This is a genomic window from Flintibacter muris (assembly GCF_943192995.1).
Classification (GTDB): Bacteria; Bacillota; Clostridia; order Oscillospirales; family Oscillospiraceae; genus Lawsonibacter; species Lawsonibacter muris.
The window spans coordinates 115,148-140,942 of record NZ_CALPCP010000002.1; the positions used below are offsets into that span (position 1 = coordinate 115,148).

The window sequence follows — 25,795 nt, forward strand, 5'->3', positions numbered from 1 at the left end:
CGGTGACTGAGGGAGTAAACAGCGATTTTTGTGTCTTGTTTGGGTAAAAACTCCCTCCGTCACGGCTTCGCCGTGCCACCTCCCTCAAAGAGGGAGGCTTCATTGACAACTTGAAAAACTGCCGCCCCACTTGGGGGCGGCAGTTTTTTATCGGTTCAGGGTGATGTAGTCGGCGGACACATAGCCGATAGCGGCCTGGCCCTGGTCGTTGCGGAAGAGGATCTGATACCAGCCGGGCTGTTCGCTGAGGATGACAATGCTGGTTCCGTTGGCCAGACCGCCCACCGGGTTATAGTTGGTGCCCGGACCGGAGCGGATGTTCAGGCCATACTCCGCGTTGGTGACGGTGCCAGTGCGCTGGGCCTGCTGGCAGGTGACGGTGCAGGAGGCGGACGCCCCGTTCCAGCTGGCGGTAATGGTAACCTTAGCCTCACCGTTCCCGGAGTACAGGTTGGTAACCATACCGGTGGAGGAGACCACAGCGGTATCCGGGCTGCTGCTGGTCCAGGTGACAGCGGCTCCCTCCGTGGCGGGCAGGACCACTGCGTTCAGGGTGACGCTGCTGCCGGAGGCCAGGGTGACCTGGCTCTGGTCCAGGGCAATGGCGTAGTTTCCGGGCTGCGCCGGTGTGACCGGGTCAGTGGGCGTGGAGGGATTGGTGGGCTGGGTCTGGATGGGGGTGTGCTCCAGCACACGGTAGAGCAGGGAGGCCATCTGGGCTCGGGTCAGGGTGCCCTGGGGGTCCAGATTCCCGGCGCTGCCCGAGGCCAGACCTTGGGATACCAGGGTGGCCGCCGCCGTCTGGGCGTAGGCGGCTATCTTGCTGTGGTCCGCAAACTGGTCCAGCACAGACGGGTCGCCGTCCGGGCAGTTCTTGGAGATGATAGGCAGATAGCGGTACAGCAGGGAGAAGGCCTGTTCCCGTGTAATCTGGTCCCTGGGGGAGAATTTGCCGTTTCCGGTGCCCGAGGCCAGGCCATTGCTCTGTCCCCAGGCCAGGGCGGTGTAGTAGTAGTCGGTCTCGGCCACGTCGGTAAAGGTGCAGGGGGTGTTTACGGCGGGCTTGCCGGCAGCGTTGTACAGCATGAGCATAAAGTCGCCCCGGATCATGGAGTTGTCAGGGCCGAACAGGGTAGAGCTGATGCCGCTGCACACCCCCTTTTCATAGCAGTACTCCACCGCGTCATAGGCCCAGTGGCCGGGCTGGACATCGTTGTGGACGTAGACGGAGGACACCTGAACAGTCTGGCTCAGCCCTCCGGCGGTGAAGGTGATGGAGCCGCCGCCGCTCAGGTCCTGGCTGGCGGTGAACAGGCCGTTGGAGTCCACCGTGCCCACGCCGCCCTGGACAGTAACAGTGACAGGGGCGAAGTCCCGCAGGGCGGTGCGGCCCCAGTATGTGCCGGAGGCGGCCAGCTGGACCTGCTGTCCCGGCTTGACGGACAAAGAGGTCAGGGCGGCTGTGCTGCCCGACCGGCTGACGGTGAACTCGGTGAGCTGATTCACCACGTGGACCTGGCTATAGCCCTCCAAATTGCCGGCGGTGAGGAGGAGGTTGTCGGTGCCCGTCTGCCAGCCGGCGGTGTAGACGCCGTTCAAAACGCTGCCCAGACGGTCCATAGAGGTGTAGGTCAGCCCGCTCAGGTCGGCGGATACGGGGTTGAGTACCTCATCCATAGCTGCAGCCTGGGGCAGGGTGAGGGAAGAGCCGGTGAAGACCACCTGGCCGTTCTCCTTGGGGGCCAGCCGCTGGGGTATGTAGCTGGAGGGCTGGCTGGCCACCAGCAGCAGATAGGTGGCACAGCTGCGGGCTCTGCCGTCGGAGGACTTATTCTGCATAACCGGGCCGTTGGTTCCGGGAATCCACATAGACAGGGAGGTGGAGCCGCCGCCGTCCAAGTTAACCGCAGTGGTACAGCCCTGGCTGAGCAGCTCCTCGGCCAGATTGAGCTGGGTCAGGCCCACGGAGTAGCCCGACTGACGGCCATCCACCGCATAGAGCACCACCGTGCCGTCAGGCTTGATGCCCATGGCGGAGCGGGGCTGGCGGCCGTCCTTGGCGTAAACCCAGGTGGAGCTGTCGGTGATGGCGCCGTTGCGCACCATAATGTCCCCCACGCCCCCGGCCCACTGGGCGGCGGACAGGGCGGGATCGGTACAGGAGGTGGTCAGCGTGACCAGATCGCCCACCTGAAAGGCGGCGTAGGCGTCCTCACGCCCAGAGTCGTCAGAGGCGGTGAGGATGTACTCGTCCGGGCCGATGATAATGGACTGGTCGGACAGCAGCAGCTCCGTCACCTCCAGGCTGAGGGTGGAGTTGACGGTGAGGTCAGGAACCTGACCGGTGTAAGGGTCTGGGATGGCTCTCAAGCGCACATACCAGCCGCTGCCGTCGCTGCGGGTGGAGACGGTGGAAAAGGCCTCATTAAGCAGATAGACGCCGCCCACCGGGTGGCGGGCCTTGTTAAAGCTGTTGGGGACCACTGTGACGCCGGTGGCGTGGTCGTACAAAGACATGGATACCTGGGGGGCGTCCACAATGGAGACGGCGTTGTTGACAATGGCCATGGCATTCTCGCCGTCGGTGCCGGACTTGTATACTCCATCCTCAATGACAATGCCTATGGGCACGCCGGTGGCCATAGAGAAAAAGTCGGTGTTGATGGCGCCCAGCACATGGTAACCGGCCTCCTGGGCATTGGAGATCACCTTGTTGATGGTGGCTCCGGCGTAGATGGTGCCTGAGCCCTGGAGCAGAATGGGCCGGGCGGCGCTGTAGGGCGACAGCTCCATGGAGAAGCTCTCCACCCGGCTGCCCGCGTTGGTGGTTACGGTGTTTCGGTAGACCAGGCCGTCCACAATCTCAGTGGTGGTCTGGAGCTTTCGCTCCCCGGCGGTGGCATACACCGAGGGGAGAAGAAGCAGGCAGGCCAGGAAAAAGGCCGCCGCTCTGCGGGGAAGGGATGTGGTATGTCTCATGGGTATACTCCTTTGCTGTATGTGTCAAAGCGTACGCCACCCATTATAGCATAAAGGGATGACAGGTTTCAATGGGAAAAAGGGGAAGGAACAGGGCAACAGCATTTGGAATTTGGAGTTTGACGCCCGGCTCCCGCTCTACAGCGTCAAAATTGATTTTTGTGCCCGCCGCAAAATCATATTTACAACCGGTCTGAATCGTGTTATGATGTATTGTTGTGGAAAGTCTTTCCCCACGAACGATATGAAAACAAGGAGTGTTCCTTTATGAGTCGTATGGTCGGTACTGTATCCCGGGGCATCCGCACCCCCATCATCCGTAGCGGAGACGATTTGGTGGAGATTGTCACCGGCTCCCTGCTGGAGGCCTCCCGGGAAGACGGGTTTGCCATCCGGGACCGGGATATCGTGGCTATGACGGAGGCCATTGTGGCCCGGGCCCAGGGCAACTACGCCACGGTGGACAACATCGCCGCCGACGTCCGTGCCAAGCTGGGCGGCGGGACGGTGGGGGTGATTTTCCCCATCCTCAGCCGTAACCGCTTTGCCATCTGCCTGCGGGGTGTCGCCAAGGGGGCGAAGAAAATCGTCCTGATGCTCAGCTACCCCTCTGACGAGGTGGGCAACCACCTCATCAGCCTGGATGCGGTGGACGAGAAGGGGGTGGATCCCTACAAGGATGTCCTCACCCTGGAGCGGTACCGGGAACTGTTCGGCTATGAGAAGCACCCCTTTACCGGCGTGGACTATGTGGCCTACTATCAGGAGCTGATCCAGGGCTGCGGGGCTCAGGTGGAGATTATCTTTGCCAACGATCCCCGGGCCATCCTGCCCTATACCAAGGATGTGCTGTGCTGCGACATTCACACCCGTCAGCGCACCAAGCGGCTGCTTAAGGCCGCCGGGGCGGAGCGGGTCTTCGGTCTGGACGAGATTCTCAACGCCCCGGTGGATGGCAGCGGCTGCAATGAGAAGTATGGCCTGCTGGGCTCCAACAAGTCCACCGAGGAACAGGTGAAGCTGTTCCCCCGGGACTGTCAGGACCTGGTGGAGGCCATTCAGAAGAAACTCCTTCAGGAGACCGGCAAGCATGTGGAGGTCATGGTCTACGGCGACGGCGCCTTTAAAGACCCCGTGGGCAAGATTTGGGAGCTGGCCGACCCGGTGGTCTCTCCCGCCTACACCGCCGGTCTGGAGGGCACGCCCAACGAGCTGAAGCTGAAATATCTGGCCGACAACGACTTTGCCGACCTGTCCGGCGAGGCGCTGAAGGAGGCCATCAAGGACCGCATCCATAAGAAGGACGGCGACCTGGTGGGCCAGATGGTGTCGGAGGGCACCACCCCCCGCCGCCTTACCGACCTGATCGGCTCCCTGTGCGACCTGACCTCCGGCTCCGGTGACAAGGGCACCCCGGTGGTCTTCATTCAGGGATATTTTGACAATTACACTACAGAGTAAGAGAATGTGCCGCCCTATGGGCGGCACATTTTAACAGCAATTTCCTCTTATTTGATAAAGATCCGGCTCTCAACGGCACGGATGTTGCAGTTTTCCTCCAGCGTCGTTATTTTTTCCGTCAGCCGGCCGATCTGAATCTCCAGAATGGGGTGCAAATTTTGGCATTGGATTCTCCCGTTGCTTTTTTTAGCCAGCATCTCGTCCAAAACGTTCAGCTCGGCGGTCAGGGTCTCTCGTCTTTCGTTGTACAGATCCCGCTGTATGACCAGCTGCTCCAGCACCGACTTCTCCATATCCGAGATTCGGTTTCCCCGTTTCCGCAGGTCGGAGATGGTGGTCCAGAGCTTGTTCAGGGTGGACTGTACCTCCGCCATCTCGGCTTTGAGCCGGGTCCAGGTCTCTGGACAGTGCGGGGGATAACCCACCGAAAAGCGGCTCAGGTCACCGGCTATGTTTCCAATCCGCTGGCACAGGACGCTGCCGCCCGCCTGGATCTGGGTGCCCGCGATCATGCCGCGCCCGGTCATAGCGTAGACCGTGCCAGTGCAGCAAATGGTGCTGTTTAAGATCATCTCCGCGATTACGCTGCCTCCGGCGTCAATGTCCGCCCACTCCATCACCGGGGCCTGCACCTGATGGGCCGCGCTCAGAAATGTTTTTCCACTGGTCCCATAGATGCCCTGCTGGACCCGGATGGTCCCGCCCTTGGAGGTGACACGGGCCTGACCCATTTTGCCGTTGATGACAATGTCGCCAGAGGCCTCGATCTCAATTCCGCCGTCCACATTTCCACCGATATAGAGGTTTCCTGAGATCTGAAAGACCCCCTGAAATTGATTCAAATCGCCGTCAATGATGCGCTGCTCGTGGATGCAGAACCGGTCCTGCTCCATGTACAAAAGCCCGTCTACGCTGGCGGTGAGCGCCTGGCCGCCCCTGCCGATTGCGGTGTTCGTCCCCTGGGGGACCTGGGCGCTGACAGTCTGTGGACAGGGAAGGGTCTGCCCCGTCACATCCATGCCGTCGGTCCCCGGCTTGGCAGGCCGGATCAAACAGATTACGGCTCCCTTTCGAATGGGCTGCAGCTGGATGTCCTGCCGGAAGTCCACCTGCGTTTCGTCCTGCACCTTCAGGCACCGGTTCCCCCGCCGCTGGAACAGCTCGGTCACCTTGCCATCCTGCCCCGCCCGAGGGGGCGTGCCCTGGGCAGCTAAAAAGATGCGCAGATATCCGCGGGAAAACTCCTGCTGGAGGGTTTCCTGGGAGATGCCGTAATTGATGCCCTCATAGTGCATATCATCCAGAAGCTCCTCCAGGGTAAGCTCAGCACCATTGTTTTCCGGGGGGAGCAGGCAGGCATATGCCCGCATTCGATCGGCCGACAGGATGAACCGCGCCTCCGCCTTGACGGGTTCGGCCGTCTTTTTGCGCCTGGTTTTGCAGACCTCCTTCAAAAAATCAACAAAATCACTGACCGTTTGGATGTCATCCGGATATTCTTCTTTGGCGTCTTCACCTGCCATGTCCAGCTCAGAAAGCAGTCTCCTGTAGGGAGTGGGAGGAAAGGCATTTTTTTCCTGTTCATTGGTCACAGTTGAAACAAAACGGTCAAAAATGGACACTTTCATCCCTCGCTTCTTTCTGGACTCTGCATTCGTGCTGATGGCCGCCTGCTGTGAACTGTAACGACCCACTCTACGGGTAAACATTTGTATTGTACCATTTTTAGAAAATATTATCAAGTATTATGACCTTGATGCAGCGTAAAAAGAGTGTGCCGTCCAGCTGGTTTGCTGGAATCACGGCACACTGCGTGTTTATAGCAATCTTCAAGATTGCGGCCAGCGGGCCGCCCGTTTGTCAGTTTTTTTGGCGTTTGTTGTAGACCGGCTGCCAGTCTAACAACTGGACCTGCCGGAATCGGTGTTTCTCAAAAGCAGTTCGATCAGCGGGGGTTTGCGATAGCGGCCTGGGCGGCGGCCAGCCGGGCGATGGGGACACGGAAGGGGGAGCAGGAGACATAATCCAGTCCAATGTCGTGGCAGAACATGACAGAGGAGGGATCGCCGCCGTGCTCGCCGCAGATGCCCAGGTGGACGTTGGGGTTGGTGGACCGGCCCCAGCGGCAGGCGTTGTGGATCAGGCGGCCCACGCCGTGCTGGTCCAGCTTGGCAAAGGGGTCGAACTCGTAAATCTTTTTCTCATAGTAGGCGTCCAGGAACTTGCCGGCGTCGTCGCGGGAGAAGCCGAAGGTCATCTGAGTCAGGTCGTTGGAGCCGAAGGAGAAGAAGTCGGCCACAGTGGAGATCTCGTCAGCGGTCATAGCGGCCCGGGGGATCTCGATCATGGTGCCCACCTTGTAGGTCATGGAGGAGCCGGCCTGCTTGATGAGCTCGTTGGCAGTGGTGGTGACAATATTCTTCACAAAGGCGAACTCCTTCACCTCGCCCACCAGGGGGATCATGATCTCAGGGACCATCTTCCAGTCGGGGTGGCGGGTCTGGACAGCCAGGGCGGCCTTGATGACGGCCTTGGTCTGCATCACGGCGATCTCAGGGTAGGTGACGGCCAGACGGCAGCCGCGGTGGCCCATCATGGGGTTGAACTCGTGAAGACCGGCGATAATGGCCTTGATGTCGGACACGCTCTTGCCCATGTCCTTGGCCAGCTTTTCAATGTCGGCCTCCTCGGTGGGGACGAACTCGTGCAGCGGGGGGTCCAGGAAGCGGACGGTCATGGGACGGCCCTCCAAAGCCTCGTACATGGCCTCAAAGTCACCCTGCTGCATAGGCTCCAGCTTGGACAGGGCCTTCTCCCGCTGCTCCACGGTGTCGGCGCAGATCATCTCCCGGATGGCAGGGATGCGGTCCTCCTCGAAGAACATGTGCTCGGTGCGGCACAGGCCGATACCCTCGGCGCCGAACTTGACGGCCTGAGCGGTGTCACGGGGGTTGTCAGCGTTGGTGCGCACGCCCATCTGGCGGTACTTGTCCGCCCAGGCCATAATGCGGCCGAACTCGCCGGAGATGGAGGCGTCGATGGTGGGGATGGCCTCACCGTAGATGTTGCCGGTGGAGCCGTCCAGGGAGATCCAGTCGCCCTCCTTATAAATCTTGCCGTCCAGCTCAAACTGCTTGTTCTCCTCGTCCATCTTGATGGCGCCGCAGCCGGACACGCAGCAGGTGCCCATACCACGGGCCACCACGGCGGCGTGGGAGGTCATGCCGCCCCGGACGGTGAGGATACCCTGGGAGGCCACCATGCCCTCGATATCCTCGGGGGAGGTCTCCAGACGGACCAGACAGACCTTCTCACCCCGGGCGGCCCACTCCTTGGCGTCCTCAGCGGTAAAGACAATCTTGCCGCAGGCGGCGCCGGGGGAGGCGGGCAGGGCGGTGGCAATGGGGGCGGCCTTTTTCAGGGCGTCGGGGTCAAACTGGGGGTGGAGCAGGGTGTCCAGATTGCGGGGATCAATCATGGCCACGGCCTTCTTCTCGTCAATCATGCCCTCGTCCACCAGGTCGCAGGCGATCTTCAGGGCGGCGGCGGCGGTGCGCTTGCCGTTGCGGGTCTGAAGCATGTAAAGCTTGCCGTGCTCCACGGTAAACTCCATGTCCTGCATGTCACGGTAGTGGTCCTCCAGCTTCTGGCACACGTCCTGGAACTGGGCAAAGGCCTCGGGGAACTTCTCGGCCATCTCAGCAATGGGCATGGGGGTGCGCACGCCGGCCACCACGTCCTCGCCCTGGGCGTTGGTGAGGAACTCGCCCATCAGCTTCTTCTCGCCGGTGGCGGGGTTGCGGGTAAAGGCCACGCCGGTGCCGCAGTCGTCGCCCATGTTGCCAAAGGCCATGGACTGCACGTTGACGGCGGTGCCCCAGGAGCCGGGGATGTCGTTCATCCGGCGGTAGACAATGGCCCGGGGGTTGTTCCAGGAGCGGAAGACGGCCTTAATGGCCCCCATCAGCTGCTCCTTGGGGTCGGAGGGGAAGTCGGCGCCGATCTTGGCCTTGTACTCGGCCTTGAACTGTCCGGCCAGCTCCTTCAGGTCGTTGGCGTCCAGCTCCACGTCCTGGGTAACGCCCTTCTTCTCCTTCATCTCGTCGATGAGCTGCTCAAAGTATTTCTTGCCCACCTCCATGACAACGTCGGAGTACATCTGGATAAAGCGGCGGTAGCAGTCCCAGGCCCAGCGGGGGTTGTTGGACTGCTTGGCAATAACCTCCACCACCTGCTCGTTGAGACCCAGGTTGAGGATGGTGTCCATCATGCCGGGCATGGAGGCCCGGGCGCCAGAGCGGACGGAGACCAGCAGGGGGTTCTCCATGTCGCCGAACTTTTTGCCGGTGATCTGCTCCAGCTTGTCAATATATTCCATAATCTGGGCCTGGATATCGTCGTTGATTTTCTCGCCGTCCTCATAGTACTGGGTGCAGGCCTCGGTGGTGATGGTAAAGCCCTGGGGGACAGGCATGCCGATATTGGTCATCTCGGCCAGGTTGGCGCCCTTGCCGCCCAGCAGATCACGCATGTTCGCGTTGCCCTCGGAGAAGAGGTACAAGAATTTAGTAGCCATTGGTAAACATCATTCCTTTCTAGCGTATACGGCGCTCCAGCCGTCCGTCCCCGGCGGGAACGCCGTGGTGGGGAGAGAATCGGGATTAGCAATATTGTCCGCAGTTTCTGGAATACCGTGCATAATATTATACAGACGGCTGGCTGATATTGCAAGATTTTTTAGAAAATTTTCCATAGAAATTCCAGGCAAAATTTTGTTGAAAAAGGCGGTTGAAGGAGGTATCCTGTAAAAGACCCGAAATATACGGAAAGGGGCGGTTTTGGATGGAAAAATGGCTGTGGCAGCTGCTGGGACTGTATCTGGCGGCAGTCAATCTGGCCGCTTTTGCGCTGATGGGAGCGGACAAACGCCGGGCCAAAGGGGGAAGGTGGCGCATTTCAGAGCGGACACTGTTCCTCCCCGCCCTTCTGGGAGGGGCGCTGGGCGGCACCCTGGGAATGAAGGTGTTCCGCCATAAGACCAGGCACTGGTATTTCCGCTGGGGCTTCCCCCTGCTGCTGGTCCTTCAAATCGGACTGCTGGCCTGGCTGGCCCTGAGATATGCTTAAAAAGCACCCCGCTGGCGGGGCTCTCACTCAAAGGAGATGGAAGCTATGATTTATACTGTTACCTTTAATCCGGCGCTGGACTATGTGGTCCGGCTGGAGAATTTTCACCCCGGCGAGACCAACCGCAGCGACAGCGACGGGGTTCAGTTTGGCGGCAAAGGGATCAATGTGTCCATTGTGCTGCGGAATCTGGGGGTGGAAAGCGTGGCCCTGGGCTTTCTGGCCGGATTTACCGGCAGGGGGCTGGAGCAGGGACTGCGGAACACTGGCGTCAGGACCGATTTTATCTGGCTGGAGCGGGGCCTGACCCGGATCAATGTGAAGCTCAAGGCGGAAGAGGAGAGCGAGATTAACGGCAGGGGGCCGGACATCCCGTCCCATGCGCTGGAGGAGCTGTTTGTCAGGCTGGACCGCCTGGGGGAGGGGGATATATTGGTGCTGGCCGGGTCTATCCCGGCCTCCCTCCCGAAGGATATCTACCGGCGTATTTTGGAGCGGCTGGAGGGGAGGGGCGTCCTCAGTGCGGTGGATGCTGAGGGGGAGCTGCTGCGGGAGACGCTGCCCTACCGCCCCTTCCTGGTCAAGCCTAACAGACGGGAGCTGGGGGAGATTTTTGGGCGCTCCCTGGCCGCCGGCGGTGAGATTGAGGAGTGCGCCCGGCAGCTCCAGGCATGGGGAGCCCGGAATGTGCTGGTGTCCATGGCGGGGGACGGCTCCCTGCTGGTGGATGAGAGGGGAGAATGTCACCGGCTGGCCGCCCCCAGAGGGACGGTGCGCAACTCGGTGGGAGCGGGAGATTCCATGGTGGCCGGCTTTCTGGCCGGCTGGCTGAAAGACCGCAACTGCGCCGCCGCCCACCGGCTGGGGGCCGCCGCCGGCTCCGCCACCGCGTTTTCTGACGGTCTGGCCACCGGAGATGAGGTCCGGGCACTGCTGAAAGCTATCCCTCTTGGGTAAGGAGCCGGGGAACCAACTTGGCCAGAGCTTCGGCCAGGGCCGCGTGGCCCTTTTGGGTCAGGTGCATGAAATCAATGGTGTTGAATTCACAGCCGCAGGTGTTGGCGTCCAGGAAATGACATCCGGCCTCCTCCGCTACCCGGCGGTACTCCGCCGGAAGCTGACGGGATTTCTCCACACAGGTGGGGGGCGTGGTGCCCATCTCCTCCGCCACCGGGGAGGTGAGGACCCCCTCGCCGATGGCGGGCGGGGCTACAATCAGGATGTTGGGCCTTCTGCCGGGGCCCCAGCAGTCGATTGCGGCGGCCTTGCGCACCAGCCGCCGCATGCCCAGGCCGATGGCGTAGGGGTTCATGCCAAAGCGCTGCTTTGTGTCGTTGGTGCCCAGCATGACAATCAAAAGGCTGACTGGCTCGTGGCTTTTCAGGCAGGGCCACAGATAGCTCAGCGCGTCCAGACCCTCGTAAAGCGGGTCCTGAAATACGGTGGTCCGGCCGGACAGACCCTCCTCCACAACCAGATAGTCCTCCCCCAGGGATTTTTGCAGCAGCTTGGTCCAGCGCTCCTCCTCGTTGAAGCGGGCCAGGACGGGGTCGGCGCAGTCCTGGGGGTCGGCGCAGTAGCCGTGGGTGTTGGAATCGCCCAGACAGACAATGTGTTTTTTCATATGCGGTTACCTCCATATTTTCGCTGTAAAACCAGTTTTGTTGAATGATTTTACCACATAAAACGGATATTGTCACCTGTTTTTCGGGTAAGTTTGCCGGAGACAGGTTTTATACCAAAGGTTCTCTTGGGGAGTGTCCCTCTCTCAGATTTTAATATAGAGGCGGCCACAGGCCGCCCCTACAGATTACACCGATTCTGATGATTGCTGCAAAATGCGTAATAGAACATTGCTTTCTCTCACGGAAAATAATTTTGGCGCTGCAGGGCGCGGCGACCCCGGCGCGCCATTGGAAAAAGCGTCCGGCCGGCGGCGGGCCGAGTCGTCCCGCCCTGAAAATTCGGCTGGATTTTCTGAACGTTGATTCCCGTGAGATTCTTTTGGAAGGTATTGCATATTTTTTTCCTTTATGGTATACTGTTTCCAGATAAAGTACATAGCTTTTCCATAAAATGGAGATGGGCCCGGATATAAGGATCGTGTTCCCATGGCACAGATGAAAAAGGAGGCCGTGGGGCTGTATCGGTGAGTTTGCCAGCGCCGGCGCTCAGGCACCGGTGGAGGGCTGATTCATAAACTGAACTGGAGGGGAGGAAGCGGCATGACCCAATGCAGTCCACCCGGTAATTGACCCGCTGTCACGTGAGCGCCGGTGACAGCGGGAGGTCCGTTTGCTCGGGCAGGCAGGCGTGCCGGCAAACCATGGGAAACTGTGGGACGCAAAGCTAAGGGGCTACGGCGCCGGGGGGACCCGGAAGCTATGCTCGCCTGGTTGCATCTGGCAAACCGCAGGAAACTGCGGGACGCAAAACTACGGGACTACGGCGCCGGGAGAACCTCCGGGCGCTACGTTCGCCGGGTTGCATCTGGCAAACCACGGGAAACTGTGGGACGCAAAGCTACGGGACTACGGTGTCGGGGGAAACTCCGAACGCTATGTTCGCCGGGTTGCATCTAGCAAACCACAGGAAACTGTGGGACGCAAAGCTGAAAAGGGGGCTAAACCGACGTCACGCTGGGCATTTTGCCCGCCGGAAGCGACGGCATGCCAGCCCGGCCGCCGGATACTTTGCATCCGATTTTTTGCAAAGAAAGGAAGAATGACTATGACTAAGAGAACATGGAGTGCTCTCAGCAAGCGCGGTCTGGCGCTCTTCCTGGCTCTGATTATGTGCATGGGCATGCTGCCCCTCTCCGTATTCGCGGAGGAGGCCGCCGTCACTGATGATACCGTCATCAGTGAGAATGTCACCGTGTCTGATGACACGGTGAACCCTGTCGATAACCAGGAGGGCCAGGATACTGAGCCTGAACAGTCCGCTGAGAACACCGAGGAACCCAAAGAGGAGGTTGATAACCCCGCTGAGGAGCCCGAGGCAGAGGGCGAGACCCCCGCTGAGGAGCCCAAGGCAGAGGGCGAGACCCCCGCTGAGGAGCCCAAGGCAGAGGGCGAGACCCCCGCCGAGGACCCCAAGGCAGAGGGCGAGACCCCCACTGAGGAGCCCAAGGCAGAGAACGAAGACCCCGCCGAGGTGCCCGAGGTGAAGGATGATGACCCCGCCGAGGAGGAAACCACCGTTCCCCCCGCCAACATGGGCGAGGTGGTGGCCCCCATCGTGGAAGAGGTCAAGAACACCATCACCGAGGCCGCAGAAGCGGTTGTCGTCCCCGCTGAGGTCCAGGCCTTCCTGGACGCCGTGGCGGCCATTCCGGAGATTACCCCGGAGAACGCCGCTGAGGTGGCTGAGTACGTCTATGGCGAGGTCTCTGAGCTCTACAAGGCGCTGCTTGGCACCGAATACGAGGAGCGCCAGGATATCCAGAAGGCCGTCGCCAGCTACACCGCCGCTATCGCGGCTGTGGACGCGGCGCTGGATATGGAGAGTGATGACTTTGCTTATGGCACTCAGTATCAGCCTTATCACAATGCTAAGATTATTGATCAGTCTGGAAGTGCATACCCGGGGAAAACAAATAACCATGCTACAATTAAGACATTTGTCAATGAGACATGGAATTTCCAGCGTCTCCCGACTAATAGCTATTATGGAAGCCTTTGTGGTCATTTGATGTTTGTATGCGCCGCCAAGTACTATAATCGTCCATCTGTTAAATCCTACAACAGCACCATAGTACAGAACGACGGCTATACAATTGGCACTTGGATTGACAATGGTGCTATGCCTCAGATGGATGGCTCTGACTGCCTGCAGTGGAATTTCACCACGTTAAAGCCCGGAACAACTACCGCGACATTAAATTATTATGTTAGATTTGATAATCGTTCAACAGCCAGTGGTGGTTGTCCTATATGTGGATGGGGAACTGATGGCTTTAACAACGTAGGAATATACTATACGTATCAAGATAACGTTCCTATTCAGGTCTATGCCAGATATACCCTAAACTACAACACCCAGGGTGGTTCTGCGGTTTCAGCAACCACTAAGGACACTATGAGCACAAGCGCCACCCTGACTGTCACCAGCGAAGTCCCCACTAAGACAGGCTACAAGTTCCTGGGCTGGGCGGAGACTGCGGACGCTAAGACTGCGCAGTATACCGGCGGTGAGTCTATCACTCTGAACTGGTCCGAGGGCCTGGGCAGCAAGGATGCCCCCGTTTCCAAGACGCTGTATGCGGTTTGGGCGGATGACGACACCACTTCCCCCACCGCCCCCGAGGCCCCCGAGCGTGTTGACCTGTACGGTATCCTGCGTAACTTCGTTCAGGTGGAGTGCGTGTCTGAGGGCACAGACCTTCCGCATGAGGCGAAGACCTACTGCACTAATACCAAATCCGTCAATGGCAAGTACGAGGCTGAGATTGGCACTGTCTACCTAGATGGGGCCGACTGGAAGGTGAACGTAACCCTGAACGGAGATGTCTACGCCGCCATGTACGGCTACGAGCCCAGCTTCGGCACCGGTGTAAAGCACACCTTGGCCAGCGACGAAAGTCCCACCAAGACCATTACGCTGAAATGGAATGCTACCGATGAAAAGTGGGCCGAGGCCAGTGGTGAGCCAAAGGACACCGTGCTGGCTACCTTCCATGTGGAATGCCAGAAAGCTGCAACCTACACCGTCGTATGGAAGGGTGTGGACGAGGATCAAGATACCCCAACTGCAACTTTCCTCCCGTGGACTACGCTGCACAAAGAAGACAATGTAACCGCTGATACCGAGCCCACGTGGGAAACGGTGAAGGCACAGAGCAATGTGTCTGACCCCAAGCCCTACACCCTGGACGGCGTGACCTACAAGTGGACTGGCGAGTGGGACGTGGAATGGAATGCTGATGACACCGTCAAGACCTATAAGGCGAAGTATCAGCCCGTTCAGACACCCAAGGCCCCTGATGCTCCCACTGAGCAGGAGGTGAACCGTGAGGTTCGCAACGACGGCAAGGGCAAGTCCGCTGTTGAAGTGTACTGCCAGCCTGGACGGCATCAGGTGGGTTACTTCGACTGCTACAATGAAGAAAAGGGAAAGCCTGGCGTCAATATCCATCCTGGCCGTGTTGAGATCGGTGAGGTCAAGGGCGATGCCACGAGCGGCTACACCTGTGATGTGACCTTCCTTGCGGAAAAGTATCGGGAAGCTTACAACACCTTGAAGACGGCAAAGCACGACTTGGTGGCTAATGAGGGTAACAAGACTGTAACCTTCAAGTGGGTCGTCGAGGACGGCAAGGGCGCCTGGAAACTGGCTGACGCTACTCAGGCTCCTGTGAAGTTCTATGTGGAGTGCAAGGCTTCTGACGTGAGCATTGAGAAGACGGTTGACAAGATCAGAGTCAATGTCGGCGATACGGTGACCTACACCATCACCCTGAGAAACAATGGCGATGCCGATGCAAAGAACGTTGTTGTTACCGACAAGCTGAACACCAAGCTGAGCTTTGTGAGCGCGGTGGCTTCCAGTAATGGCACTACCGTCAAGAGCTGGGATGATGTTCCCAAGGGCAACAAGTATGAAATCGGCACCGTGCCAGCCAAACAGACCGTCACCCTGACCATTGAGGCCAAGGTGATGGAGGCGGGCACAATTAGCAACACCGCCTCCTTTGTCGATGCAGACAAGAACGGCGCTGAGGACAGTTCCGACAATGTTACAGCAACCGTTCCCACCGAGCCCGCCAAGCCCGCCATCGCGGTGGAGAAATCCATCTGGACCGCGGACGGCAGCAAGCAGTTGACTGCCAGCGACAGCATCTCCATGGGCGACAAGGTGCTCTATAAGGTAAAAGTCACCAACAACGGCAATGTGAACCTGTGGAACCTGTCTGTTATGGACACCATGGACACCAAGCTGACGCTGGACAGAGCTACCATCCAGGGCACCGGCGCTCCCTCCTGCAAGGTCTACAACAGGACCGAGACTGAGGGTGAGCTGCTGTACTTCACCTGGAACGGCCAGCTGGCCCAAAACGCCACAGTGGAAGTGAGCTATCAGGCCACAGTCACCGGGTATGACGGCAAGCAGCTGAGTAACGTTGCCAAAGCCGGCGCCTATGACTACAACCCCGCTGCGAGAATGCTGAGAAGCAACGTCGACGGTGAGGGCTCGCTCACTGGCCCCAGCATTACCCCGCCTTCCGGTTCCATTACCCCGGTTGAGCCAAGTGAAGGTGAGAACCGGCCCACAGAGCCCGGCGGCAATGTCAGCGGTTCGGGCAGCACGGGTAATCCCCAGAACAAGCCCACCGTGACCTGGCAGGACAAGGACGGCGAGACGTTCTATACTGCGGAAGTTAATCCGAATGGCACTTACACCAGCGAGCCCGAGGGCACGCCTGAGGCTCCCGAGGGCCAGGAGTTTGACAAGTGGGGCGACCCCGAGACGGACCCTGTCACCGGCAATGTCACCATCAAGCCGGTCTTTAAGGACAAGGAAGCTGAGAAGCACACCCTGACAATCACCTATGTGATCTCTGAGGGTACGGCTCAGACCCCTGAGCAGTTCGTGAAAGAGTACGCCAAGGGCGAAGAGTACAGTGAGGGTTCTCCCGCGGTGGAAGGTTATGAGGCTGACAAGGCCATTGTGACCGGCACTATGGGCGACACCGATGTGGAAGTTACCGTCACCTACACGCTGAAGGAGTATACCATTACCTGGGTGCTGCCCGACGGCACTACGCAGGAAGACACCGTAAAGCACGGCGAGACCCCTGTGCCTCCCGCTGGCGATTACACCTGGTCCCCCGAGATTGTCCCCGCCACTGGAGACGCAACTTATACTGGCACCGAGAAGCAGAAGACCTTCACCGTGACCTTCGTGGATGGTTTTGACAACACTGTCATTGAAACCCGGGAGAATGTCACTGAGATACCTGCGGACCGTCCCGCGGCTCCTGAGCACAGCGGTTATGTCTTCACCGGCTGGACTGTTGGCGCGCCTGATGAGAACGGCGACGTGACCATCACTGCCAACTATACTGTCATCCCGCCCGTTGGCAACCGCGTCATCACCATCAACCGCACCCATAACGGTGTGGTGATTGACAGCGTGACGGTCACCGTGCCCCAGGGCACTGGCTACACCGTCACCGGCACTGACGCTCCTGCCACCCTCGACCGCAGCGGCGACCACTATATCCGCACCGGCGCACTGCCCACAGTGCCCGCCGGCAACGATAGCGTGACTGTCAATGTGGCCTACGCCATCGACAACATCGGCGGCGGCCCGGACGGCAGAGAACCCGACAACATCCCTGACAACCAGGAGGTTGTGGTGTACTACCGCTCCAGCAACGAGACTTACGGCACTGTCGCCAGCAGCTACCAGACCCTGAATCTGGGCACCGCCGGCGCCAGCGGCACTATGGCCCTGAGCAACACCGCTTCCACCACCACTCTGAGCCGCACCTACTTCAGCAGCTGGGCCCAGGGCAGCACTACCCTGAGCAACAGCGCAGCTCTGGCCTATAACCTTCCCGTTGTGGGCGGCCAGACCTATGAGGTAGTTGCCAACTTCGGCCGTACCAGCGGTGGCGGCAGCAGCGGCGGAAGCTCCGGCGGAAGCAGCGGCGGCAGCAGTGGCGGAAACACCGGCGGCACCACCACCATCGTGGACGGTGAAGTGCCTCTGGCTGGTGACACCCAGCTGAACAAGGAGGACCACTTCGCCTACGTGAGCGGTTATGAGGACGGCACCGTTCGTCCCAACAACAACATCACCCGCGAAGAGGTAGCCGCCATCTTCTACCGTCTGCTCACTGACGAGTCCCGCGCTATTTACGACACTGACGTCAACGATTTCAGTGACGTAGCCAGCAGCCGGTGGTCCAACCGGGCCATCTCCACCCTGGCCAACGCGGGCATCATCAGCGGCTATCCCGACGGCACCTTCCTGCCCGGCCAGACTATCACCCGCGCCGAGTTCGCGGCCATCGCCGCCCGCTTCGACGTTGTGACCGAGAATGTGGAGAACCCCTTCTCCGACACCACCGGCCACTGGGCTGAGAATCTGATCTCCTTCGCCGCCAGCAAGGGCTGGGTCGGCGGCTACACCGACGGCACCTTCCTGCCCCAGAAGGCCATCACCCGCGCCGAGGCCATGACGCTGATCAACAACGTTCTGGACCGCGAAGTGGATGAGGAAGGCCTGCTGGCCGAGGCCAAGCAGTGGCCCGACAACCAGGAGGGCAGCTGGTATTACTACGAGGTTCTGGAGGCCACCAACTCCCACGATTACACCCGCCGCAGCGAGGGCAATCTGGTAGAGAACTGGACCGCCATCACTAACGAGTAATTCCTAAATACGGAGAAAACGGGAGAGAGCCTGACGGCTCTCTCCCGTTTTTATATATCCCGCAACGCTCTGCTTACAGTCCCAGCGTGAGTCCCTCCTGGTCGGACAGGCCGTCCTTGGCCAGCATGCGCTCCAGTACCTCCACATCGGTGGTGATATCCATGGCGTCCCCCTGAAAAAGGAGGTCCAGCTGTTTTTCAAAGCCCTCTACCACCTTATCCATCATCCCCTCAATGCGGGACATAGCGGCGGTGATGTTTTGGCCGGAGACCTCCTGATCCTCCAGCTGGCCGTAGGCCCGAAGGATTTTCAGCGTGGTGGGCAGGTAATAGCTCAAAAAGCTGTGAAGCTGGGCGGCCTTCTCTGGATGGGTCTTTTGATAGTCCAGAATTTTGGCGGTAATTACACCGATCCGGTCAATCTGAGCGGACATCTTCTCGTTGTCAATCGCGTTGTTGACGGCTCTGATCTCCGCCAGGATGGCGTTTTCATCCTCCTTGGGCGGGGGCGGCGGGGCGGCATGTTCCCGCTTGGACGGCTCGGCGATTCCGTCTCCGGAGAGGACCAGCCGGTCGCCGCCGTAGTCCAGAAAGCCCTGGGGGAAGATGCCGTCGTCCAGCATGTCGGCCAGATCGTCCCGCACCTTGCTGGGGGACAGGCCGGTGGCCGAGGCCAGAGCGGAGACAGACACCGAACTCTGCCGGCCGATCATGGCCAGGTAATTTCGATAGCGCCGGGCCTGCTTCCGCTTGCGCAGGCCGGCCCACAGAGAGCCCAGTCCGCCGGCGGCGATGCAGGGCAGAACCATCAGGCCCATAAGCTCTTCCAGAAAAAAGGCCATATCGCCATTGAAGAGCCAGAAAAAAGGTTCGCCCAGGCTGGCGATAAAGGCCACCAGGCAGCCGGCCGCAGTGGCGCCTCCGGCGATGGCCCAGTTCTTTCCCTTTTTGTCCAGCTCAGAGATCAGGTCCCGGTCCTTGCCCTTTTTTTGCTTGGGTTTGAGAGGGGTCTGCGCCCGAACGGGCTCCTCCCAGGCAGGAGCGGCCTGGGAGGTCTCCTCCCAGGAGGGACTCTCCCGAAAGGTCCGGGCTCCCACCTGTCCCTGAGCGTTCTGCCCCTCATAGTAGGGGTGGCGGCCCCTCTTCTTGCCGCTGAGCAGCTTCAATACAATCATCAGCACACCCACCGGGGCGGCGATACCGGTAAAAATCAAACCCAGGGCAATCAACCAATAAAGCCCGTCGCCATTACCTTTTTGTCCCTGATAGTCAGACATTGTCCTACCCCCATATCTCTGCCACGCGGCAGCACTGTTACTTACTATAGCAGATAATCCCCAAAATGGAATTGATTTTTTCTTAAAATTCGGTAAAGAAATATCGGCTTTATATATCATAGCGCACCAGAGGGAAAAAGTAAATGGCCCGCTTTGCTTTTTGCAGGAAAATAGCCACAGAGCTGGTTGGATTTTTCAGGGGAGTTGTAACTATTCTGTAATTCTTTCAAAGTCCCCTCGTGCTATAATATAAAATTGGTTCACAGTGTAAAGCTGAACATACATATCAACACTCACACGAGTTTCGTGCGGCAACGGTCCTGATCTGGGCCGGACAGGAGGAACAACAGCGATGGAAGGACAGCGCGTAGCAAAAAAAGGGGGGGGCGGCGGTAAGCTGCCTTGGATCATCACCGGCGCGGTGGCGGGAGTGCTGGCGGCGGCCTACATTGGCACATGCGTCTGGGCATCCGGGCGGGATACCATTCTGCCCAACGTGTCGGTGGCCGGGATCGATGTCTCTGGCCTGACGGTGGAGCAGGCCCGGGATACCGTCAGGACTGCGGCGGATCAGGCGGGCCAGGACGTTACCCTTACCCTGGCCTATGAGGACCTGGAACAAAGTCTGAACTGCGCCGGCTTGGAGCTGGACGTAGGGCAGGGGGTGGAGGCGGCCCAGCAGGTCGGCCATGGGAACTTTTTTACCGGCGGCCCTCAGCTGGTGGGGCATATGCTGGGCATGTCCAGCCAGGTGCCGCTCCCCCTGGCGGAGGAAAATTTCGCCTTGGATGACTTTGTTTCAGACATGGAGCAGGCTGTGAAAGACGCCACAGTAGACCACGGCTATCAGGTGGATGGGGACCGGCTGTTGATGACCAAGGGAGCCCCGGTTACCACCATCAACTGGGATCAAACGCTGGGCACCGTTCGGGAGACCGCGCAGGAGGCCGTTGAGGAGCGGCTGAGCGGCGGGGAGGGGCCGGTGGAAAAGACCATCACCCTGTCCGCCTCCCAGAGCCAGCAGCAGGACCCGGACTTTGAGGCCATCCACCGGGAGGTGTACACCGAGGTCAAGGATGCCTCCCTGGACCTGGAGTCTATGGAGATCACCGACCACACCGTGGGCCTTGACTTCGACGTTCAGGAGCTGAAAGAGGCCTACTACGCGGCCAGGAGCGGTGAGACCTTCTCCATCCCCCTCACCGTCACCCAGCCCAAGGTGACCAAGGAGGACCTGGGGGGCCAGCTGTTCAAGGACCTGCTGGGCGAGGGTACCACCACGGTGTCCGGCTCCGCCAACCGGAAGCACAATGTGCAGCTGTCCGCTGAGGCGTGCAACAACGTGATTCTCCTCCCCGGCGAGGAGTTCTCCTACAACAATACTACCGGCAGCCGCACCGCCGCCAAGGGCTATAAAAATGCCCCTACCTATGTGGCCGGCCAGTCGGTGGACGATATCGGCGGCGGTATCTGCCAGACCTCCTCCACCATCTATTACGCCGTTCTCCACACCGCCCTGGAGGTGGTGGAGCGCCATGACCACCAGTTCAACACCGGCTATGTGACCTTGGGGATGGACGCCACCGTCTATTTCGGCAGCTTGGATTTCCGTTTCCGGAACAATACTGACTACCCCGTTAAAATTGTCACCAACAGCTATGATTCCAACGGCAAGCGCTACCTGAACGTACAAATCTACGGCACCAACCCGGAGGGCATCTACGCCGTTCCGGACAGCGTCACCTATGACAAGGTGGCCCCCACCACCGTCTATGTTCCGGACGAGAGCGTCCCCCGGGGCACCTTGGTGCTGGACCGGAAGCAGTACGCCTACACCGGCTGGTCCGCCCACACCTACCGCTATATCTACGACAAGGACGGAAACCAGATCGAAAAGCAGGACATGGGCACCAGCAAATACAACATGCGGCCCAACTCCTACCACTATAACCCCGCCGACGGCGACCTCTCCACCTGGGTGGACGGCAAGCCCGGCGGAACCACTACCACCGATCCCGGGACAACAGCGCCGGAGAATCCTGATACCACAACCCCTGCCGATCCCGGCACAGGCACATCGGATGAAACTGAACCTCCCGGTGCGGAGGACCAGGGACAGCAGACGCCCCCCGCCTCTGACACGGGGATTGCCCCTATAGACCCTAATATGGCGGCGGGGTGATTTACCCGGCGTACAAAGCTGCCCCTGCGTAAGAAACAACAAGCGAGAGAGGAAACACTATGTTTCAAGGTTACACCCAGGGCGCCATCGACTTTTTGTGGGGCCTGAAGCTGAACAACGAGCGCCCCTGGTTTCAGGCCCACAAGGAAGAGTTCCTCCAGCTGGTGGATCAGCCCACCCGTGAGCTGTGCGCGCAGCTTACCGAAGAGATGACCGCCGCCTACCCCAAGCTGGGCCTGGAGCCCAAGGTGAGCCGCATCTACCGGGACGCCCGCCGGCTTTTTGGCCGGGGGCCCTACAAGGACCACCTGTGGTTCTCCCTGCGCAAGCCGGGGGAGCACGATGGGATGATCCCCTGTTTCTGGTTTGAGATAGCCGCCGACCGCTACGGCTACGGCATGGGCTGCTGGGAGGTCCCGCCCGTCACCATGGCCAAGCTCCGCGCCCGCATTGACCGGGACCCCAAGCCCATTGAAAAGCTGGCCCGGGCAGTGGAGAAGCGGGGGGAATTTGTGCTGGATGGTCAGGAGTACAAGCGTCCCAAGGGGGACCCCGGCTCCCTGCTCTACCCCTGGTACAACCGGAAGCAGATCAGTTTTTCCTGTGAGCGCAACTGCGAGGGAATTTTCTTTACTCCTGAGCTGGCCGGTCAGGTGCTGGAGGGGTGGAAGTCTCTGGTACCCCAGTACAGATTCCTGTGTTCCCTGCCCGGAGACCCGGAACCGGAGCATATGTGATGAGCACCCCCGGAGGAACAGCCTTCGGGGGTGTTTTGCAGGATATTCCAGAAAATTATTCAAAACGTAGAAAACGGAAGTTCATATTTGTTAAATAAAACGAACAAAAACAGTTGACAAAATTACGCTAGTGTGGTAAAGTATAGACAGATTAAGGAAGGGTGAGTCCAATGTACAAGTAAGTGCCCAAGCAGCTGAAACCGGATGCGTGGTCAAATATATTCTGTATTAAAACTTAGCGTCGGCCATGAGAGGGAGCCAAGGAGAGACAAACAAGCTTCAGGATTCATAAAAGAAGTCGATCTCCAAATGACCGGAAAGCAGACGGTGTTCAGTCAGCGCAAAGCCCAGCCCAAACTGCAAACAGGAAAGTGATCCGACCAAGGGCCTCACATATGAGGAGTCAGGCTGTAATAACGGCAATAAAAAGGACGGTCGTGGAAGAACTGGAGGATTGTGGAAGGGGAATGCGGCGGAGCGTATCCAGTAGAAACGGAGGTAGCCATATGATGTTAGATAATAAGACAGAACAGAAATGACCCTTGACTGTAACGGATTACGAAACGGACAGTCAAGGGTCATTTCTTTTTTGTCTGTGGGCGGCGATGAGCCGTCTTTTTCTTTTTATAGCAATCTGCAAAATTACAGCCAGCGGGCCACCGAAGCCGGCGGCTCCTACAGTAGGGGCTGGCCCTCTGGCCAGCCCATTTATCAGGCTTCTTAACGTTTGCCATGAGGAAGTCTGCAAGGCTGGAATTAGCACTCTGAGAATGAGAGTGCTAAAAATTCACGAATTGTTCATGCAATCCTTTTGGGAGCGGTTTATACTAAGACCATACCGCAGGCTGTTCCATGAAAGGAGTGTTATTTATGAACATGAATCAGTTTACGAAAAAATCTCTGGCCGCCATTCAAGGGGCCCAGGATATCGCCCTGGAGCACGGAAACCAGCAGATTGAGCAGCCCCATCTGCTGCTGGCTCTGGTGGGGGACGGCGAGGATTTTATTCCCCAGCTGCTCACCGCTATGGGGTTCACTGTCCCCAGCTTTAAGGCAGCGGTGAAGGCAGAGATGGACAAGCTGCCCAAGGTGTCCGGTTCCGGCAGGGAGAGCGGCAAGGTCTATGTCTCCCAGGACGTGGACAAGGCCCTCCAGGCCTCCGAGCGGGAGGCCCGGGCCATGAAGGATGAGTATATCTCGGTGGAGCACATCCTCTTGGGCCTGCTGGCCCACCCCAACAGCGCGCTGAAGGAGCTGTTCCGCACCTATAACCTGACCAAGGAGGGGGTCCTCCAGGCGCTGGCCTCCGTCCGGGGCAATCAGAGGGTCACCTCCGACAACCCGGAGGAGACCTACAACGCCCTGAAAAAGTACGGCTCTGACCTGGTGGAGCGGGCCCGGCAGAACAAGCTGGACCCGGTGATCGGCCGGGACGACGAGATCCGGAACGTTATCCGCATTCTGTCCCGGAAGACCAAGAACAACCCGGTTCTGATTGGTGAGCCCGGCGTGGGCAAAACGGCCATTGCCGAGGGGCTGGCCCAGCGGATTGTCAAGGGAGACGTACCCGGTTCCTTGAGAGACAAGACCATCTTTGCCTTGGACATGGGGGCCCTCATTGCAGGCGCCAAGTACCGGGGCGAATTTGAGGAGCGGCTGAAAGCCGTTCTCAACGAGGTGAAGAAGTCAGAGGGCCGGATCATCCTATTTATCGACGAGCTGCACACCATTGTGGGTGCGGGCAAGACCGAGGGCTCTATGGACGCGGGCAACCTGCTCAAGCCCCTGCTGGCCCGGGGGGAGCTGCACTGCATTGGGGCCACCACCCTCAACGAGTACCGGCAGTATATTGAGAAGGACGCCGCCCTGGAGCGGCGGTTCCAGCCCGTTATGGTGAACGAACCCTCTGTGGAGGATGCCATTGCCATTTTGCGGGGACTGAAAGAGCGCTATGAGGTATTCCACGGGGTGAAAATCACCGACGGAGCCATCATTGCCGCCGCTACCTTGAGCAACCGCTATATCTCTGACCGCTTCCTGCCCGACAAGGCTATCGACCTGGTGGATGAGGCCTGCGCCATGATCCGCACAGAGATGGACTCCATGCCCACCGAGCTGGATGTGATCCAGCGGAGGATTATCCAGCATGAGATTGAGGAGGCGGCGCTGAAAAAGGAGACCGACAAGCTGTCCCAGGAGCATCTGGCGGAGATTCAAAAGGAATTGTCCGACATGCGGGAGGAATTCAAGACCAAAAAGGCCCAGTGGAACAACGAAAAGGGGGCGATCGGCAGGGTCCAGAAGCTGCGTGAGGACCTGGAGGCGGCCAACGCCGCCCTGGAGAAGGCCCAGCGGGAGTACGACCTGGAGAAGGCCGCGGAATTGCAATATGGCCGTATCCCCGAGCTGAAAAAGGCTCTGGAGGCAGAGGAACAGACCGCCAACGAGGGCAAGGCCCGCTCTCTCCTTCGGGACAAGGTGACCGAGGAGGAGATCGCCCGGATTATCGAGCGGTGGACGGGCATCCCTGTGGCCCGGCTGATGGAGGGGGAGCGGGAAAAGCTGCTCCACCTGGAGGACATCCTCCACAAAAGGGTGGTGGGCCAGGACGAGGCGGTGCGGCTGGTGAGCGAGGCCATCCTCCGTTCCCGGGCCGGTATCGCCGACCCGGATAAGCCCATTGGCTCCTTCCTGTTCCTGGGCCCCACCGGCGTGGGCAAGACCGAGCTGGCCAAGACCCTGGCCGAGGCCCTGTTTGACAGCGAAAAGAACCTGGTCCGTATCGACATGTCCGAGTATATGGAAAAATTCTCCGTCTCCCGGCTCATTGGCGCCCCTCCGGGGTATGTGGGCTATGAGGAGGGCGGCCAGCTTACCGAGGCGGTGCGGCGCAAGCCCTATTCGGTGGTCCTCTTCGACGAGGTGGAGAAGGCCCACCCGGATGTGTTCAACGTCCTGCTCCAGGTACTGGACGACGGCCGCATCACCGACAGCCAGGGCCGGACGGTGGACTTTAAAAATACCATCCTGATTCTCACCTCCAACCTGGGCAGCCAGGCCCTGCTGGACGGAATCAATGAGGAGGGTGAGATCAGCGAAACGGCCCGGAACCAGGTGAATGAGCTGCTGAAGCGGTCCTTCCGGCCCGAGTTCCTCAACCGGCTGGACGAGATTGTCTTCTACAAACCGCTGACCCGGGACAATATCACCCACATTATCGACCTGCTGGTGGCCGGTTTGAACCGGCGGCTGGCCGGCAAGCAGCTGACTGTGGAGCTGACTCCCGCCGCCAAGGAGGAGATTATCCAAGCGGCCTACGACCCCGTATATGGCGCCCGGCCTCTGCGCCGCTACCTCCAGCACACGGTGGAGACGCTGATCGGCCGCAAGATTATCGCCGACCAGGTGGAGCCCGGCGCAAATCTGACAGTAGACCTGCGGGATGGACAGCTGACAGTGGAATAAAAAAACCGCCCGAGGCGGTTCAAAGTCAAAAAAAAGCCTCCCTCTTTGAGGGAGGTGGCACGGCGAAGGGCGTTTCTCTATCCCTGCACGGGAGAACAGGAACGCCGCTTTTTTTATGGCCTCATGTTACGCAACAGGGCCAAAAAGGGCCTTGCTGCAAGCGGCTTTGCGGGCGCGTTTTTTGCGAGG

Annotated in this window: 12 protein-coding genes and 2 riboswitches; of the genes, 7 read left to right on the forward strand and 5 right to left on the reverse strand. The window is 59.3% G+C overall.

Going from position 1 to position 25,795, the window contains the following annotated elements:
- Positions 1–147: 147 nt before the first annotated feature.
- Entirely contained in the window at positions 148–2,979 is a 2,832-nt protein-coding gene (locus NFS22_RS02890) for a phosphodiester glycosidase family protein (RefSeq protein ID WP_251316262.1), read from the reverse strand.
- A 267-nt stretch (positions 2,980–3,246) separates the two neighbouring features.
- On the opposite strand from NFS22_RS02890, the gene NFS22_RS02895 reads away from it, so the two are divergent.
- Positions 3,247–4,440, forward strand: coding sequence for a coenzyme F420-0:L-glutamate ligase (locus NFS22_RS02895; RefSeq protein ID WP_251316263.1), 1,194 nt, complete (start codon positions 3,247–3,249; stop codon positions 4,438–4,440).
- 47 nt (positions 4,441–4,487) lie between these two features.
- Here NFS22_RS02895 and NFS22_RS02900 read toward each other — a convergent pair whose 3' ends face one another.
- Positions 4,488–6,068, reverse strand: a complete 1,581-nt coding sequence (locus NFS22_RS02900; RefSeq protein ID WP_251316264.1) for a FapA family protein — start codon at positions 6,066–6,068, stop codon at positions 4,488–4,490.
- A gap of 317 nt (positions 6,069–6,385) precedes the next feature.
- Positions 6,386–9,016: a pyruvate, phosphate dikinase gene (ppdK, locus tag NFS22_RS02905; protein WP_251316265.1), complete on the reverse strand. Its 2,631-nt coding sequence runs from the start codon at positions 9,014–9,016 to the stop codon at positions 6,386–6,388.
- Between the two features lie 266 nt (positions 9,017–9,282).
- On the opposite strand from ppdK, the gene NFS22_RS02910 reads away from it, so the two are divergent.
- Both NFS22_RS02910 and pfkB read left to right on the forward strand, forming a co-directional pair.
- Positions 9,283–9,567 carry a DUF1294 domain-containing protein gene (locus NFS22_RS02910; protein ID WP_251316266.1) on the forward strand — a complete coding sequence of 95 codons (285 nt, stop codon included), beginning with the start codon at positions 9,283–9,285 and terminating at the stop codon, positions 9,565–9,567.
- Between the two features lie 45 nt (positions 9,568–9,612).
- The gene (gene pfkB, locus NFS22_RS02915) at positions 9,613–10,524 is read left to right on the forward strand and encodes a 1-phosphofructokinase (protein WP_251316267.1); all 912 of its coding nucleotides are present in this window, start codon (positions 9,613–9,615) and stop codon (positions 10,522–10,524) included.
- On the opposite strand, the gene NFS22_RS02920 is transcribed toward pfkB, so the two are convergent.
- Positions 10,508–11,191, reverse strand: a complete 684-nt coding sequence (locus NFS22_RS02920) for a GDSL-type esterase/lipase family protein (protein WP_251316268.1) — start codon at positions 11,189–11,191, stop codon at positions 10,508–10,510. The two genes, pfkB and NFS22_RS02920, sit on opposite strands and share 17 nt — an antisense overlap.
- A 770-nt stretch (positions 11,192–11,961) precedes the next feature.
- A riboswitch (cyclic di-GMP riboswitch) is annotated at positions 11,962–12,059 on the forward strand.
- A gap of 83 nt (positions 12,060–12,142) precedes the next feature.
- A riboswitch (cyclic di-GMP riboswitch) is annotated at positions 12,143–12,256 on the forward strand.
- A 41-nt stretch (positions 12,257–12,297) separates the two neighbouring features.
- Here NFS22_RS02920 and NFS22_RS02925 point away from each other — a divergent pair.
- Complete coding sequence (locus NFS22_RS02925) at positions 12,298–17,946, forward strand: S-layer homology domain-containing protein (protein WP_251316269.1); 5,649 nt, start codon at positions 12,298–12,300, stop codon at positions 17,944–17,946.
- Between the two features lie 73 nt (positions 17,947–18,019).
- Here NFS22_RS02925 and NFS22_RS02930 read toward each other — a convergent pair whose 3' ends face one another.
- The gene (locus tag NFS22_RS02930) at positions 18,020–19,222 is read right to left on the reverse strand and encodes a 5-bromo-4-chloroindolyl phosphate hydrolysis family protein (protein WP_251316270.1); all 1,203 of its coding nucleotides are present in this window, start codon (positions 19,220–19,222) and stop codon (positions 18,020–18,022) included.
- A 352-nt stretch (positions 19,223–19,574) separates the two neighbouring features.
- Here NFS22_RS02930 and NFS22_RS02935 point away from each other — a divergent pair, with 352 nt between their 5' ends.
- The 3 genes from NFS22_RS02935 (at position 19,575) to clpB (ending at position 25,606) form a co-directional block, all read left to right on the forward strand.
- Positions 19,575–21,404: a VanW family protein gene (locus NFS22_RS02935; protein ID WP_251316271.1), complete on the forward strand. Its 1,830-nt coding sequence runs from the start codon at positions 19,575–19,577 to the stop codon at positions 21,402–21,404.
- A 59-nt stretch (positions 21,405–21,463) separates the two neighbouring features.
- Positions 21,464–22,141 (forward strand): DUF2461 domain-containing protein, encoded by a 678-nt coding sequence (locus NFS22_RS02940; protein ID WP_251316272.1) that lies wholly within the window; start codon positions 21,464–21,466, stop codon positions 22,139–22,141.
- 870 nt (positions 22,142–23,011) lie between these two features.
- On the forward strand, positions 23,012–25,606 hold the full coding sequence (gene clpB, locus NFS22_RS02945; protein WP_251316273.1) for an ATP-dependent chaperone ClpB: 2,595 nt from the start codon (positions 23,012–23,014) through the stop codon (positions 25,604–25,606).
- The last annotated feature ends 189 nt before the right edge of the window (positions 25,607–25,795 follow it).